The sequence below is a fragment of the Bacillus sp. MM2020_4 genome, assembly GCF_011250555.1.
In the GTDB taxonomy this organism is placed as follows: Bacteria; Bacillota; Bacilli; order Bacillales; family Cytobacillaceae; genus Neobacillus.
Genome location: NZ_JAANMZ010000005.1, coordinates 17,752 through 32,177 on the forward strand (window position 1 = coordinate 17,752; position 14,426 = coordinate 32,177).

At 38.6% G+C, this 14,426-nt stretch carries 14 protein-coding genes; 8 read left to right on the top strand and 6 right to left on the bottom strand.

Annotated elements, in window-relative coordinates:
* Positions 1 to 54 precede the first annotated feature (54 nt).
* The 3 genes from G6554_RS05960 to G6554_RS05970 are packed head-to-tail and all read right to left on the bottom strand — an operon-like array spanning position 55 to position 2,370.
* On the bottom strand, positions 55 to 1,722 hold the full coding sequence (locus G6554_RS05960) for a b(o/a)3-type cytochrome-c oxidase subunit 1 (RefSeq protein ID WP_166239764.1): 1,668 nt from the start codon (positions 1,720 to 1,722) through the stop codon (positions 55 to 57).
* Positions 1,722 to 2,198: a cytochrome c oxidase subunit II gene (locus G6554_RS05965; protein ID WP_166240076.1), complete on the bottom strand. Its 477-nt coding sequence runs from the start codon at positions 2,196 to 2,198 to the stop codon at positions 1,722 to 1,724. The genes G6554_RS05960 and G6554_RS05965 overlap by 1 nt, the downstream gene beginning before the upstream one ends.
* 22 nt (positions 2,199 to 2,220) lie before the next feature.
* Positions 2,221 to 2,370 carry a cytochrome c oxidase subunit 2A gene (locus G6554_RS05970; protein ID WP_166239766.1) on the bottom strand — a complete coding sequence of 50 codons (150 nt, stop codon included), beginning with the start codon at positions 2,368 to 2,370 and terminating at the stop codon, positions 2,221 to 2,223.
* Positions 2,371 to 3,043: 673 nt separating this feature from the next.
* Here G6554_RS05970 and G6554_RS05975 point away from each other — a divergent pair.
* From G6554_RS05975 to G6554_RS06000, 6 genes are all read left to right on the top strand, one after another.
* Entirely contained in the window at positions 3,044 to 4,132 is a 1,089-nt protein-coding gene (locus G6554_RS05975; protein ID WP_166239768.1) for a type III polyketide synthase, read from the top strand.
* Positions 4,133 to 4,702: an isoprenylcysteine carboxyl methyltransferase family protein gene (locus G6554_RS05980; protein ID WP_166239770.1), complete on the top strand. Its 570-nt coding sequence runs from the start codon at positions 4,133 to 4,135 to the stop codon at positions 4,700 to 4,702. It abuts the gene before it with no gap.
* A gap of 332 nt (positions 4,703 to 5,034) precedes the next feature.
* The gene (locus tag G6554_RS05985; protein WP_166239772.1) at positions 5,035 to 8,709 is read left to right on the top strand and encodes a dynamin family protein; all 3,675 of its coding nucleotides are present in this window, start codon (positions 5,035 to 5,037) and stop codon (positions 8,707 to 8,709) included.
* Between the two features lie 13 nt (positions 8,710 to 8,722).
* On the top strand, positions 8,723 to 9,544 hold the full coding sequence (locus G6554_RS05990) for a sulfurtransferase (protein ID WP_166239774.1): 822 nt from the start codon (positions 8,723 to 8,725) through the stop codon (positions 9,542 to 9,544).
* Between the two features lie 65 nt (positions 9,545 to 9,609).
* Positions 9,610 to 10,503 (top strand): 5'-3' exonuclease, encoded by an 894-nt coding sequence (locus G6554_RS05995; RefSeq protein ID WP_166239776.1) that lies wholly within the window; start codon positions 9,610 to 9,612, stop codon positions 10,501 to 10,503.
* 123 nt (positions 10,504 to 10,626) lie between these two features.
* Positions 10,627 to 11,850, top strand: a complete 1,224-nt coding sequence (locus G6554_RS06000) for an ATP-grasp domain-containing protein (protein ID WP_166239778.1) — start codon at positions 10,627 to 10,629, stop codon at positions 11,848 to 11,850.
* 52 nt (positions 11,851 to 11,902) lie between these two features.
* Here G6554_RS06000 and sspL read toward each other — a convergent pair whose 3' ends face one another.
* Positions 11,903 to 12,040 carry a small, acid-soluble spore protein L gene (gene sspL / locus G6554_RS06005; protein WP_166239780.1) on the bottom strand — a complete coding sequence of 46 codons (138 nt, stop codon included), beginning with the start codon at positions 12,038 to 12,040 and terminating at the stop codon, positions 11,903 to 11,905.
* Positions 12,041 to 12,128: 88 nt separating this feature from the next.
* On the opposite strand from sspL, the gene G6554_RS06010 reads away from it, so the two are divergent.
* Positions 12,129 to 12,623, top strand: a complete 495-nt coding sequence (locus tag G6554_RS06010; protein ID WP_166239782.1) for a divergent PAP2 family protein — start codon at positions 12,129 to 12,131, stop codon at positions 12,621 to 12,623.
* A 41-nt stretch (positions 12,624 to 12,664) separates the two neighbouring features.
* Positions 12,665 to 12,934: a DUF6123 family protein gene (locus tag G6554_RS06015; RefSeq protein ID WP_166239783.1), complete on the top strand. Its 270-nt coding sequence runs from the start codon at positions 12,665 to 12,667 to the stop codon at positions 12,932 to 12,934.
* A gap of 33 nt (positions 12,935 to 12,967) precedes the next feature.
* On the opposite strand, the gene G6554_RS06020 is transcribed toward G6554_RS06015, so the two are convergent.
* Together G6554_RS06020 and G6554_RS06025 are read right to left on the bottom strand one after the other, a co-directional pair.
* Positions 12,968 to 13,888 carry a DMT family transporter gene (locus G6554_RS06020; protein ID WP_166239784.1) on the bottom strand — a complete coding sequence of 307 codons (921 nt, stop codon included), beginning with the start codon at positions 13,886 to 13,888 and terminating at the stop codon, positions 12,968 to 12,970.
* Positions 13,885 to 14,304 (bottom strand): RNase H family protein, encoded by a 420-nt coding sequence (locus G6554_RS06025; RefSeq protein WP_166239785.1) that lies wholly within the window; start codon positions 14,302 to 14,304, stop codon positions 13,885 to 13,887. The genes G6554_RS06020 and G6554_RS06025 overlap by 4 nt, the downstream gene beginning before the upstream one ends.
* Positions 14,305 to 14,426 lie beyond the last annotated feature (122 nt).

Genomic DNA, 14,426 nt, shown 5'->3' on the forward strand with positions numbered 1-14,426 from the left:
GAGAAATCATACAGAAAAAGGCTTCAATCTAAAAGATTGAAGCCTTTAAATTTATCACCACTTACTCCAAGTCTGGAATCCCTTTGACCCTGGAGGTGCATTTTGAATGATATCGATAAACGGTATCGTGTATGCGAATAAAATGAGAGCGGCAGTAATGCCAAGCCATAATTTCCAGTTTTCGAATACCATTGGTGCTTTTTCTTCAAGATTCTCTGCTTCTGCAACAGGGAATTCCTCTTCCCCTTTAGGAGCAAAGAAGGCAAGGTTTACAAATATGATCAGTACTAAAATGATGCCAAGGAATAAAATCGATCCGCCAACTGCCTGAGCGATTTGATAAGGAATCCACTCAGCCGCTTGCTTGGCCCCGCCGTAAGTAGAGAAAGCGGAACGTCTTGGTCCACCAAGCAGGCCCTGGATATGCATCGAACCTGACATAAATGCCATCCCAATGAACCAAACCCATGCCTGAATAATGCCTAATTTATTCATTGCTTTCGTTAATTTACGCCCTGTCAAATGTGGAACTAACCAATAGGAAATTCCAAAGAACGTTAACACAACGGAAGTTGCTGCTGTTAAATGAAAGTGACCTGTAATCCAAATGGTGTTATGGACAACTTGGTCCATTTGGTTAGAAGCATTAATGATCCCGCCGGCACCTGCAGGGATAAAACAAGCCATCCCGATAAATGGAACAATAAAGCGGGCATCTCCCCATGGAAGTACTCTAAACCAGCCAAACAAGCCTGTAGCCCCTTTAGAACGTCCATATCTCTCAAAGGTTGCGAAAAGTGAGAAAGCAGTCATTAACGATGGAATAACGACCATGAACGTTAGGATTACTTGGAAAAACTTCCAAGCAGGATCAATTCCCGGTTCTGTTAATTGATGGTGGAAACCAACCGGAATAGAGAATAGTAAAAATAAGATAAAGGACAAACGTGCTAAAGAATCTGAGAATATTTTTCCGCCAATAATCTTTGGAATAATAGCATACCAACACATATACGCAGGTAATAACCAGAAATAAACTAATGGGTGACCGAAATACCAGAACAATGTTCGGCTGACGAGCACATCAACTGTATCAACTAATCCAAGTGACCATGGAAGAAGCTGGAATAAAACGGTTGCGGCTACACCTAATGTTGCGACAATCCAGAGAACTGTATTGATCACAGCCATAAAGCTTAATAATGGGCTTGGTTGGCCTGGATTATTCTTCCGCCATCTAGCATATGTCATAATTTGTGCAGCACCGTCAATCCAACTACCGACAACGACGAAGGTAAGCCCTAAGTAAAAGATCCAATGTGCTTTAAGTGGGGCATAAAAGGTATATAGAACAGATGCTTCTTTAAGTAAAACCATGGTAGCAGCCATTAAAGTACCAATTAACATGACCCAAAAGCCAATCCAGCCGGTTCGTCTAGCGGCATTTGAATGGCCTCCGGTTGTTCTGCTTACAGCAGCATATTGAAATCCCATAATAAAGAAGGTTGTTAATACAAGGCCCATTAAGACACCATGAACCGTTAAAATTTGATAATAATCAATTCCCCATGGAAGTTCCCATTTTCCAGAACGGACAAGGGTTTGCAGGAGACCCATTAATCCGCCAAGGGCAAGTGCTGAAAAGGCAACAAAGAAATGTGCCATGGAAAGCTTTGCATCACGTGGGTCGACTTTTACTTTTGCAGCTGTACTGTTAACCATTATTTAACCACCTCAATCATCGAACTCATTAAATGGTGCCCAGCACCACAGTATTCATTACAGACTATTAAATATTCGCCAGCTTTATCAAAGGTTGTCGTATATTCACTGACATAACCAGGTTCAAGCATCATGTTAACATTTGTTCCCGCCATTTCGAACCCGTGAACAACGTCTTTTGTGGTGGCAATCACTTTTACCTTTGCACCTAGAGGCACTTCCACTTTAGCAGGATTATAAGAGAATGCGGATGCAACATATACTAATTCATAATCCCAGTCTTTTCCCTCGACTTTATGTAGGCCCGGTTTATCAAATGGTTTCGTTTCATCCACTTTTTCAGGATTTACCGTTGTTAAACAACTTGGTGGTTTGTTGCCGAGATAGAAGGCACTTACACCAATGACTGCCAAGAAAATAACAAGGCAGGTTATACCGAATGTCAGCCAAATCTTTTCTAATTTATGCATGTGCATCATTTTTTCCCCCTTCAATCAATTAAAAACGGTCTACGAATAGGTAATAAACGCCTACCCATGTAACAATAATAAATGCTCCCAACATGAAAACGGACGCCAATGTCCCTTTGAGGGAGGAGCTGTCTTCCAATTCTGTCTTTTGCTTTGTTTTCAGTTCCGCTTTTGCCATCCTAAAAGACCCCCTTCTAAAAATGGATTTAAATAAGTAAGTTCTCTTTCATAATACAAAACAATTGCGAAAGTAAAATATCAAATTTCAAAGTTCACAAATTGTTCATTCCTTAGGTATCTACTATGTTAATGTTATAAACTTGATACAACAGTGATTTATGTCACAAAACTCGAAGGGGAAATGTGAAGAAAATGTGAACTATCACACCCACGCTGTGATAAAAGTAATTGATTAATGGTTCACAATCTAAATTGTCTTAATTTAGAAATACATTCACACTATTGAATATCAAAAATAAAATAGAAGCATATCCGATAATTTTCATTAGAAGTGAGTGGATTTTTGTGGAAAAATATTATTGTGAACAATGTCGCCTTTTATATAATAAAGTAGAATACTGTAATGTTTGTGGTTCATTGGCAAGTAATAAAATTACGATTGAAGTTCAAACGCAATCAGAAAAAAGATAATCACAATTGGAAATGATTATGTAATGATGAAAAACAAAAACCGCGTTATAATTTAAATGCACAACAACAACCTTCAAAACGTTTGCTTCCCTGTCATGTCATTGGGAAGCTTTTTTTTTGCCTGTAGACATGTTTACTATCCAGAATAATTTGCTTGAAGTTGGTAAAAATAGCGGTACATATGTCTAAGGAGAATGATGATGCCTGCCATTATTTCCATTTCAGAGGTTAGCCCCCCTTTTGAAATTACCCAAAACGATGCAACTGAGTTTGCAAGAGAACTCTTTGCAGATTCATTTAAAGATATTGACAGACTGCTAAAAGCCTTTCAAAACGGGCAAATTGAAAAAAGACATTTTGTCAAAGATTTAGAATGGTTTAAAGCTAATCGTTCCATTGAAGAGAGAAACAATGCATATATTGAATGTGCCGTGGAATTGGGAAAAGAAGCAATTATGGCCTGTTTAAACAACCAAAATTTCCTTATAAAGAACATTCCTTTCGAAGAGATTGATGCGATTTTTTTTATCTCCTCCACTGGTATTTCAACCCCTAGCATTGATGCAAGAATTATGAATCAATTGTCATTTAACCCACATACCAAACGGGTGCCGATATGGGGCCTTGGCTGTGCCGGCGGGGCTGCGGGATTAACAAGGGCGTTTGAATATTGCTTAGCCTTTCCAAAGGCAAAAGTGATTGTCCTTTCCGTTGAGCTCTGCAGCTTAACGTTTCAAAAGAATGACCTGTCAAAAAGTAATCTGATTGGAACCTCTCTTTTTGCCGATGGAGTTGCCTGTGCATTGGTTTGCGGTGATGAAGCTAAAGCCGTGGGGGGGTTCAGGAAGGCTGCATCGCCAGAAATCATCGCAACACAATCGACACTGATGCCTGATTCCTTGGATGTGATGGGCTGGGAATTAAAAAATACGGGATTATTTGTTGTCTTTTCTCGTGATATCCCGCATATAGTCGAGGGTTGGCTAAAGCCAAATGTAATGGGATTTTTAGCAAAGCACCAAATCGAACTTGATCAAATAGATTATTTTATCGCCCATCCCGGTGGAAAAAAAGTACTGGATGCCTATGTAATGGCATTGAATATTTCTCCATCTATGAATGATATTTCTTTAGAGGTTTTAAAACAATTTGGAAACATGTCTTCAGCAACCATTCTTTTTGTGTTAAAGCGTTATATGGAGATGGCCGTCCCAAAAAACAAGATTGGTCTTGCAACCGCACTTGGCCCAGGCTTCAGTTCAGAATTACTATTACTGAGGTGGAACTAAATGAATGATTTCATCCCATTCGTTCTACTAGTATGCTTTGTTATCCTTCAGCGTGTAGTGGAATTATTTATCGCAAAGGGAAATGAAAAATGGATGAAGCAAAAGGGGGCAGTTGAGTTTGGTGAAAGGCACTACAAATATATGGTCACGATGCATATACTGTTCTTTCTTGTTTTCATAACAGAAAAGCTCTTACTGGAACGACAACTAGCACTAGTTTGGCCGATTTTCCTTTGCCTTTTTTGCTTTGCTCAGTTTATAAGAATCTGGGCACTTGCCTCCCTTGGAAGGTATTGGAATACAAAGATACTTGTCATTGCGGGTGCAGAAGTAGTTAGAAAAGGGCCATATCGCTTTTTAAAACATCCCAATTATTTTGTGGTCGCGATTGAACTGCTCGTTGTGCCATTACTATTTACTTCATACTATACGGCTATCTTGTTTACTTTATTAAATGTCATCATGCTTATAGTCCGTATCCCTGAGGAGGAAAAGGCACTTAGCACATTAACAGAATATGACGGGGTCTTTATGGACTGCCATCGCTTTATTCCAAGGATTGTTAAATAAATGTGACAGTTCCACGAAGAGGATTGAAAATGATTATCAATCGTGTTAGAATAATCTCATCATTGAAAATCATTCTCAGGTGAGAGTCTGATAAGGGGTGTTACATATGGCTTTTGCGTTTGTCGGCGGTACGATTATTATTTATGCATTTGTCATGAAGCACGTTTTAAAAAACGTTACACAATAAAAGAACAATTCTTTACGCGGCCAAGGTTACAGACCTTGGTCTTTTTGTGTTTATCTTGTTTTTTTGTAGTGTCAAGATAGGAAAAGTTTGAATTATCGTATAAAATAAAAATTATTACTATGTTGTTAAGGGGAATTAATCAAAAATGGTGCAAACAGCCAATCAGCAAGAAACTATACAATCTGTAAAACAAAAAATCGCCTCATTATATGAGTATTTAAATGAACACCATGATCCAAAACAAGCAAATAAAGTAAAGCAACTTGCAAATAAGTTGGAAAATCGAGAATTTCTTATTGCGTTCTGCGGGCATTTTTCCGCAGGGAAATCCACCATGATCAATCAAGTTGTCGGTGAAAAATTATTGCCCTCAAGTCCGATACCGACGAGTGCAAACTTAGTGAAAGTGAAATCGGGTGAGGATTATGCGAAAGTATTTTTTAAAAATGATAAGCCTAGGCTTTATTTAGCACCATACGATTTTGAATTAGTGAAAAATTACTGTAAGAACGGAGACACAATCAAAGAATTGGAGATTAGCCATAGCGATTCACGGCTGCCTTCGAATACCGTGATTATGGATACTCCTGGAATCGATTCTGCCGATGATGCCCATCGAATCGCTACGGAATCGGCGATCCACCTGGCCGATTTAATCTTTTATGTAATGGATTATAATCATGTCCAAGCAGAATTGAATTTTTTATTTACCAAGGAATTGGCAGAGGCAGGAAAAGATGTTTATTTAGTCATTAACCAAATTGATAAACATAAGGATGAGGAATTAAGTTTTACAGACTTCCAAAAGAGTGTGGTGAATTCATTTGCTTCCTGGGGAGTCAAACCCCCTAAGATTTTTTATACAACATTAAAACATAAGGATCACCCTCATAATGAATTTGAGCTGCTAAAGACATTTATTGCAGAGAAGTTGGCGGTAAAGGATCAATTACTGGTGCCATCCATATTGCATTCTCTAAGAAAGATTGCGCAAGACCATGTGGATCTAGCAAATAAGCTAGAAGAAGAAAAGCTCTCCCCCAGTTTTGAAATAGTAGATGAATTAACCGAACAAGAAAAGCAGGATGTAACGATTTCTTATCAAAAAATAAGGTCTGTACTTAGCATGATAAAAGAAGGTTCCATGAATAAAGAAAAGGAATTTGATCATTCCATTGCCGAAATCATGAAAAATGCCTATCTTTTGCCGTTTCAAACGCGAGAATTAGCTGAAAGCTATTTGGAGGCTTACCAGCCGGAATTTAAAGTGGGTCTCATATTTACAAAGCAAAAGACTGCAGAAGAGAAGAATAAAAGGCTGGACTGTTTTTATCGGGATTTGCTTGAAAAAACAAAATTACAGCTAGAATGGCATATACGAGAATTTCTGCTTAAAACCTTAAAGGAAACAGAACTGAATCATGGTGAGCTTCAAAACTTAGCACAATCCTACTCAATCCCTGTCCCAATCGAGATTGTAACAAACACGGTAAAACCGGGAGCCCGTGTAACGGGAGATTATGTCCTCCATTATACTGAGGATGTTGCCAATGAGATTAAAAGAATCGGCAGAAATCAACTTGTAGAAATAAAAGCGAGCTTCTTTGAAGCATTAAAAAGTCAAACGGCCAGGTTAAAAGAACAATATGAAATAGAATTTAGTAAAGTTGAGAGATATGTAAAGGCATTAGAAGCGCTTAAAAAGTATGAACAAACTATTTTCTTACGGGAAAAAACAATCGATGATCTTTTTATCCAATCAAACGCCCCTTTAGAAACTGACGTCAATAACCTTTTTATACAAGAAGAGGACGAATATGAAGTGGTCAATTCTATTGGAGAAATAACAGCTATAATACAAGATAAGAAAAAGGCTGCTAAAATCAGTGTTGTTCCAAATGCACATGAAACGGTGTCAGGTAGCATCAGTCATGGTGGAGGAAGATCGAAAAATACAACTAATCGACTTCTTCGAGTATCGGAATTAGTAAAACCATTGCCGGGTTTTCAGAAGCTGGCAATGGAATTAATGGATAAAGCTGACAGGCTAGAAAATAAAGGCTTTACTGTTGCTTTATTTGGTGCCTTTAGTGCCGGGAAATCTTCTTTTGCTAATGCATTAATGGGCGAAAAAGTTTTACCCGTTTCGCCAAATCCGACAACAGCTGCCATCAATAAGATTAAGCCTGTTTCAGCAATACATCCGCATGGAACCGTACTTGTGAAGTTCAAAGACAAGGATATAATGCTTGATGATGTAAATCGAGCCTTAAAGGTTTTTGATTTACATGCCAAGGATTTTGCGGCGGCTGCTAAAATGATTGATCAAATTTTGCTTGAGAAAGGGCAGGAAGGGGTGCTGGAGAAGACTCAGTTTGCCTTTTTACAGGCATTTAAAAGAGGAAATAGCGCCTTTGTACCAGCACTTGGAACCTTACTGAAAACGGATTTAGAAGATTTCCATGAATTCGTAGCAAAGGAAGAAAAATCCTGCTATGTTGAATGGATTGAATTGTATTATGATTGTGAGTTAACGAAAAGAGGAATTACGCTTGTCGATACTCCTGGAGCGGATTCCATTAACGCCCGCCATACTGGAGTGGCTTTTGATTACATTAAAAACTCAGATGCGATTCTATTTGTTACCTATTACAACCATGCCTTTTCAAAAGCAGACCGTGAATTTTTAATACAGTTAGGACGTGTGAAGGAATCGTTCCAAATGGATAAAATGTTTTTCATCATTAATGCCATTGATCTTGCTGAAAACGAGGAAGAACAGGAAACGGTTTCTGAATATGTTGCAGAGCAGTTAATGAAATATGGAATTAGGAATCCACACCTTTACCCTGTATCAAGTTTGCGGGCGATTCATGAAAAGTTGAATCTTACACCTGCCGCAGATTCTGGAATGAGTCAGTTTGAGGATAGGTTTTATCACTTTATTTCGAATGATTTAACAGAAATGAGTATTTCAGCAGCTGAAAGAGAATTGAGCCGAGTAAATGAATTGGTAGGCAAACTTTTTCAAAGCGCAAAAGATGACCAATCAATGAAGGAACAAAGACGTACCGAGATGGAAAAGCAAAAGGCACAGATCAAGGTATTAATGGAGAAACAAGCAGATGAGCCATTGCGAAAACGTTTGCAAATGGAAGCAGAAGAATTAGTTTTCTATATTAAACAAAGGGTTTTCCTGCGTTTTGGTGATTTCTTCAAAGAGTCCTTTAATCCTTCAACGCTTCGGGAAGATGGCCGGAATCTGAAAAAAGCGCTGCAAACTGCACTTGACGAATTTCTTGAAAGCCTAGGCTTTGATTTTGCCCAAGAAATGCGGGCTACTACCGTCAGATTAGACCGTTTCATGGGTAGGCTACTAATGGATTATCAAACAGGGCTCCATCGAAACCTCTTGGAAATTAACCAAGATCTTTCCTTTTCGGCATTTGAAAAAAGCGAGAGTAAGGAAATTCATTTTTCAAGTGCCTTTATCGATATTGATCAGCAGATATTCACCAAAGCCATGTCCTATTTTAAAAATCCGCGTTCCTTTTTTGAAAAAAACGAAAAGAAATTTATGAGTGATGAATTATATCAGATTTTAACGGACCTTGCAGATGGCTATTTGAAAGAGGAATCCGGCAGATTAACTATGCATTATGCAACAGAGCTACATGATGATTTCGTCCGTTTAATAAAGGAAACAATCGAGCAGGCAGATGATTTTTATGTAAGTCTTCTTACGGCTTTGGAAGGCGGGGTCTCCATCGAACTTTTAACTGAAATTCAACAAAGGCTTACTGAGGAATTTGGGAATTGAGGGGAGTATGGTCATGAAATACGTAAAAAGTAGGGAATGGTTATTAAAAAATGTAAACGAACAAAATGTTAGAATTGTCGACTGCCGATTTTCTTTGGCAGAACCTGCAAAAGGTAGAGAGGACTATGGAAGGGGTCATGTTCCCGGTGCCGTTTTCTTTGATTTAGAACAAGATTTGTCAGCTCCAGTTGAGGAACATGGCGGACGGCATCCAATCCCAAATGTAAATGGATTAACGGTGAAACTAGAGAAGGCAGGTATTAGCAATGACACAACTGTTATTGCCTATGATAATGGAGAAGGATCATACGCTGCCCGGTTTTGGTGGCTCCTTCAATACCTCGGCCATGAACAGGTATTCGTACTTGATGGCGGTTTTAAAGAATGGTTAGAAAACAAACATCCCGTAACAGTAAATATTCCTGCCTTTGAAAAAGGGACCCTCCATGTCGAACTTAGATCGGACTTACTAGCGAACGTCGAAGAAGTTAAAGCAACGGTTGAAAAACAAAACAAAATCCTAATCGATTCTCGCGAAGAAAGGCGATATCTAGGTTTGGAAGAGCCGATTGATAAAAAAGCAGGTCATATTCCTGGCGCGGTCAATAAGCCGTGGATGAAGGGAATTAAGGACAACCAATATTTACCTGTCGGTGAACAAAAACTGAGGTTTTCTGATATTAATCCTGAAAGTGAGATCATTGTTTATTGCGGCTCAGGCGTAACGGCTGCACCGAATTTTCTTGCACTAAAAGAGGCGGGATTCAAAAAGGTTAAGTTATATGTTGGCAGTTTTAGCGACTGGATCTCCTACGATGAGAATAAAATTGAATAATTCTCAGACTCATCTTGTGATATAATGGAACCCGTATTGTTTTTAATATAGGGGGGACTAAGTAGATGGAAAATCAAAAGCCTTCACTTATGCTTGTTGATGGAATGGCCCTGTTATTCCGTGCCTTTTATGCCACGGCCGTGTCAGGTCAATTTATGATAAATTCTAAAGGAATTCCGACGAATGGAATCCATGGCTTTATAAAACATTTATTTACAGCGGTATCTTCGTTTAAACCGTCACACCTGGCTGTTTGTTGGGATATGGGCAGTAAAACCTTTCGCACAGAGTTATTTGCTGACTATAAAGGAAATCGCGGGGAGGCTCCGGTCGAATTAATTCCGCAATTTGATCTCGTAAAAGAAGTCGTCGCTTCATTTGATATTCCTAATATTGGATTAGCAGGCTATGAGGCGGATGATTGCATCGGCACCATTGCCAGTCAAATGAAGGATCATGCACATGTATCAATATTAACGGGTGACCAAGATATCCTTCAACTGCTCGATGAAAGTATCTCTGTTATTCTATTGAAAAAGGGGTATGGGAATTATCTTGTTCATACACCGCAAACCTTCTTCGAGGAGAAAGGCATCACACCTCGGCAGATGATTGATTTAAAAGCACTAATGGGTGATACAAGTGATAATTATCCTGGAGTTAGAGGAATAGGTGAAAAGACTGCATTGAAACTTTTACAGGAATTTGACCATGTTGAAGGAATCATTTCGAATTTGGATCGTTTATCAAAGTCCAATAAAACGAAAATTGAGCAGGATTTAGATATGCTACACCTTTCAAGGATGCTTGCTGAAATAAAGTGTGATGTTCCCGTCAGTTGTGCTTTAGAAGAGGCATGGCTGAGAATTGAAAAAGATAAAGCGGTAAATAAACTGATGGAAATTGAGCTTCGCGGTATCCAGCGGCTGCTCCCGTTTGATGAACTCATTATTTCATAATGGTAAAGGTTGTCTCGAGAAGGAGGCAGCCTTTTTTAAATAGGCAAAATTACGAGAACTATTATTTTACACATTAATAGGATATTAGAAAAAGATCACTAATTATAGGGATGTATGATCGACATGGAAACCATCGTCTTTATCGGATGTAATAAATCCGGGTCGAGCAGAGAAGCGTTAATTACTTCCACTCAAATGGGCTATTGCACGATTCTATTAACGAACAGAATTGGCTTTATCACGCAAAAAGAGGATTTTCCGGAAGTTCACCAGATGATTTACGAAGAGGATTTAGGGAATGAAGAAAAAATCCTATTGATCATTGCTGCCTTACAAAAAGATAAAAAGCAAATATCCGCCATATTAAGTCTTATCGATCCATTTGTGTCATTGGCAGCGAGAATTGCAAGCAAGGTAGGACTTGTTACATTAACGGCACCAGCTTTAGTCATTATGGAAGACAAAACGCGCTTTCGTGAACAGTTAAAATCGCTCCCCATAACCCCAAGATATTTAATTCTTACACACGATCAACCGATCTCTTCGTTTGTTGCCATGTATCAAGATGAATTGCCGTTGGTCATAAAATCTCCAGCTTCAAACGGTTCAAAGGATGTAATTCTTGCTTCCACAATTTCAGAATTAAAAGAAAGTCTTCACTTTATTAGGAGAAAATTCCCGAAGACCCCCATATTAGTGGAAGAATATTTGGAAGGAACGCAATATTTGATTGAGGTAATGGTTTACAATGGAGAACTTACCATGGTAGCCGTCATAGAGCAAGAAATTCAGCAAGGTGAACGATTTATTATCACGGGGTATTTATACCCAGTTGAGCTATCGGAACATGACTATGATGAACTAAAAGCTGCTGTTACAAGTGTTGTCCAGCAACTCGGATTAATAAATGGCACATGTCATTTAGAAATGCGGCTAGTGAATGGGAAATGGAAGTTGATAGAAAGTAACCCGCGAATGTCAGGCGGGGCAATGAACCGAATTATTCAGGAGGGTACAGGCATTCATTTAGTAAAGGAAGTAATAAAACTCTCCTTAGGTGAGATACCATCATTAGAAAAAACAAAAGCAAGGCATGTGTATGCCAAATTTGTTACGATAAATTTTAGTGGGAAATTAATAAAGGTATCAGGTCAAAATATCGCATCTGCATATGAAGGGGTAGTGGAGGTATTCGTAAAGCCAAGAAAAGGAGCAATCTTAACAAAACCCTATTCACTCGGTGACCGCTATGCATATGTCATAGCTTCCTCCATTACTCCAGAACTGGCAAAACAGATTGCTACTGCTGCCTCCTTGGAAATAAAGTTTTACCTTGAACCCTTATAATTTACATTTGCTGGCTGCCTCAGGCAAGGGGACAGCCAGGACTACATAAGTATTATTTCGTATTCTTTTTTTTTGCCGCATTTTCCAATTTACTTTTTGGTTCCTCCGCAAATTCCGCATCTTGTCCATATCCTTGTGGATTTACACCAGGGGCTTTCACGCCGCGGTTTCTCTTGGCATTCTTGCTCATGACAAATCACCTCCCATTATAGGTAGTATTTCCATTAGGAATAATCCAACTCCCGTTCTCTAACAATAATGGCAGAGGTGATGAAAAAATGAACAAAGGTGTTTATTTAGCCCTTTTTAGTATTGGACTTGCCCAAGGGGTGAAAATTCCCATTCATTATATTAAAAAGAAAGAGTGGCGACCAGAACTACTTTTGGGAACGGGTGGAATGCCTAGTTCGCATTCCGCCGGGGTCTCCACGTTAACCACCTACATTGCTCTGCAAAGAGGGCTGCCAACATTTGACTTTGCGCTATCACTTGTCTATGGCTTAATTGTCATGTACGATGCCCAAGGTGTCCGTAGGCAAACAGGTGAGCTAACTCTAAAAGTAAACTCAATGAACGAATTAATTGAAAAAATCCATAAAGAGGAAAGTCTCAAATTTAAACAACAAAATGCTCCTAAAAAGTTGAAAGAAATGTTAGGCCACCAGCCTGAAGAGGTAATTGGCGGTGCATTACTGGGAATTGCTGTCGGGGTGATTGGCCATTTATGTACAAAAAAGAATAGAAAAGCCATGAATTTTAGGTTAAGATTTTAAAGGGATGTTTTAGTGAAATGGGAGAGAGGAATGGGTAATTAGTGCGGACAGTTGAAGAGTATTTGCACTACTTGAAAGGAAAGGGATTTCAATTTCAAGAAGATGCTATTGGCTTTATTTTCTTTGGGAAACATTATACAAACGCTCCCGATGAAATAATCAATATTGCAATTGAATTAACGTTAAAGGTACAAAAGAGTTTTGATGGCAGTTTCTATATGTCATTGCTGGAAACATTCATTTCAAACGAGATCGATACACGGCAAGCGGCGATTAATTTTGTAACGGAACAAGAATTACTTGTCATATAAATTAAAAACTCCCATGTACAGGGAGTTTTTTAATTAGCCTTCAAGTTCCTTATTTTTCCTAAGTAAAGGTATTCTATTAACCGGAAGCTCGGCGAAGATCATTCCCATAAAAATAAGGCTGCACCCGAATAGGGCGCCAATAGCTAATCGTTCCTGAGCCCATATATAGCCAGCAATTGCCGCAAATACTGGTTCCATTGCAAAAATTAATGCCACCCTTGTTGCTGATGTATATTTTTGGAAATTAGTTTGAATAAAGAAGGCAAGTGCAGTTGCAAACACACTTGTTATGATTAAGGCAATGATAACATTTTGTGATAAAAGGACAGCTGGCGTAAGTGATTTTTTCCAATCCTCAAATATAAAAGAGGAGCCCATCGAAAGGATTGCAACGGTTGTGATTTGAATAGCTGTCAATAATAACGTCGGGTACTGACTGCTAAATTTGCCTGTTAAAATTATGTGCATTGCAAAGCTAATTGCACAAATAAATACAAACCCATCACCTATATTTAATGATGATACGTCCGTCATAGTTAGTAAAAATAAGCCGATTGTGGCCGTTATAACGCCAATAATCGCATTCTTACTTGGATACTGCTTGAGTAAAAACATCGAGAATAAGGGTACTAAAACGACACTTAGACCAGTGATAAATCCTGCCTTTGACGTAGTGGTATATAAAAGGCCGATGGTTTGTGTGACATATCCAAGAAAAAGCCAAAATCCAATAAAAACCCCTGAACCAATTAATTTCAGATTCAATTGTTTAAACTGCTTTTTCTCGAAAATAAGCAGACAAAGGATGAGTAAAAGCGCTGCAATGAAAAAGCGGATTCCGTTAAAGGCAAAAGGCGGCAGAAAATCAATTGCATTTTGGACAAGCACAAAAGTTGTACCCCAGATAAAAGTGACAAGAAGCAGACTTAGATCTGCAAAAATGGGTTTTTTCATAACAGTTTATTGGACTCCTTGCTTGAGTTTTTTTGTATCGCCAATCGTGCCAGTTCATCGGCCACTTTGTTTTCACTACTTGGAATCCATTTCATAAAAAATAAATCGATCTCTTTCGTTAAATCTAGGGCTTCTTTAAGCAGGGGGGCATACAATTTGTTTTTAACAAACGCTTTTTCAACGGACGTATTGACTAATTGGGAATCCGTTCGAAAAGAGACAACCGAATGGATTAAGCCTTTTGTTAAGCAAATTTTCAAAGCTTCAATAAAAGCGTGAAATTCTGCCTCATGGTTTGTCATATTGCCAAGCGGGATTGAATATTTTTCTGATTTGCCGTTAGCCTTAATAAAAACCCCAGCACCGCTCTGACCAGGGTTACCAGCACTTGCCCCATCAATAAAGACTTCAATCAATGGTGATTCCTCCAATGAGTATGATAATGAAAGTTTATCATATTTTATCACATGAATGCGGGGAAATAGTTTCAGGTACCTTAATTGGGTATGATAAATCATATATATTCTATTGGCTAAAT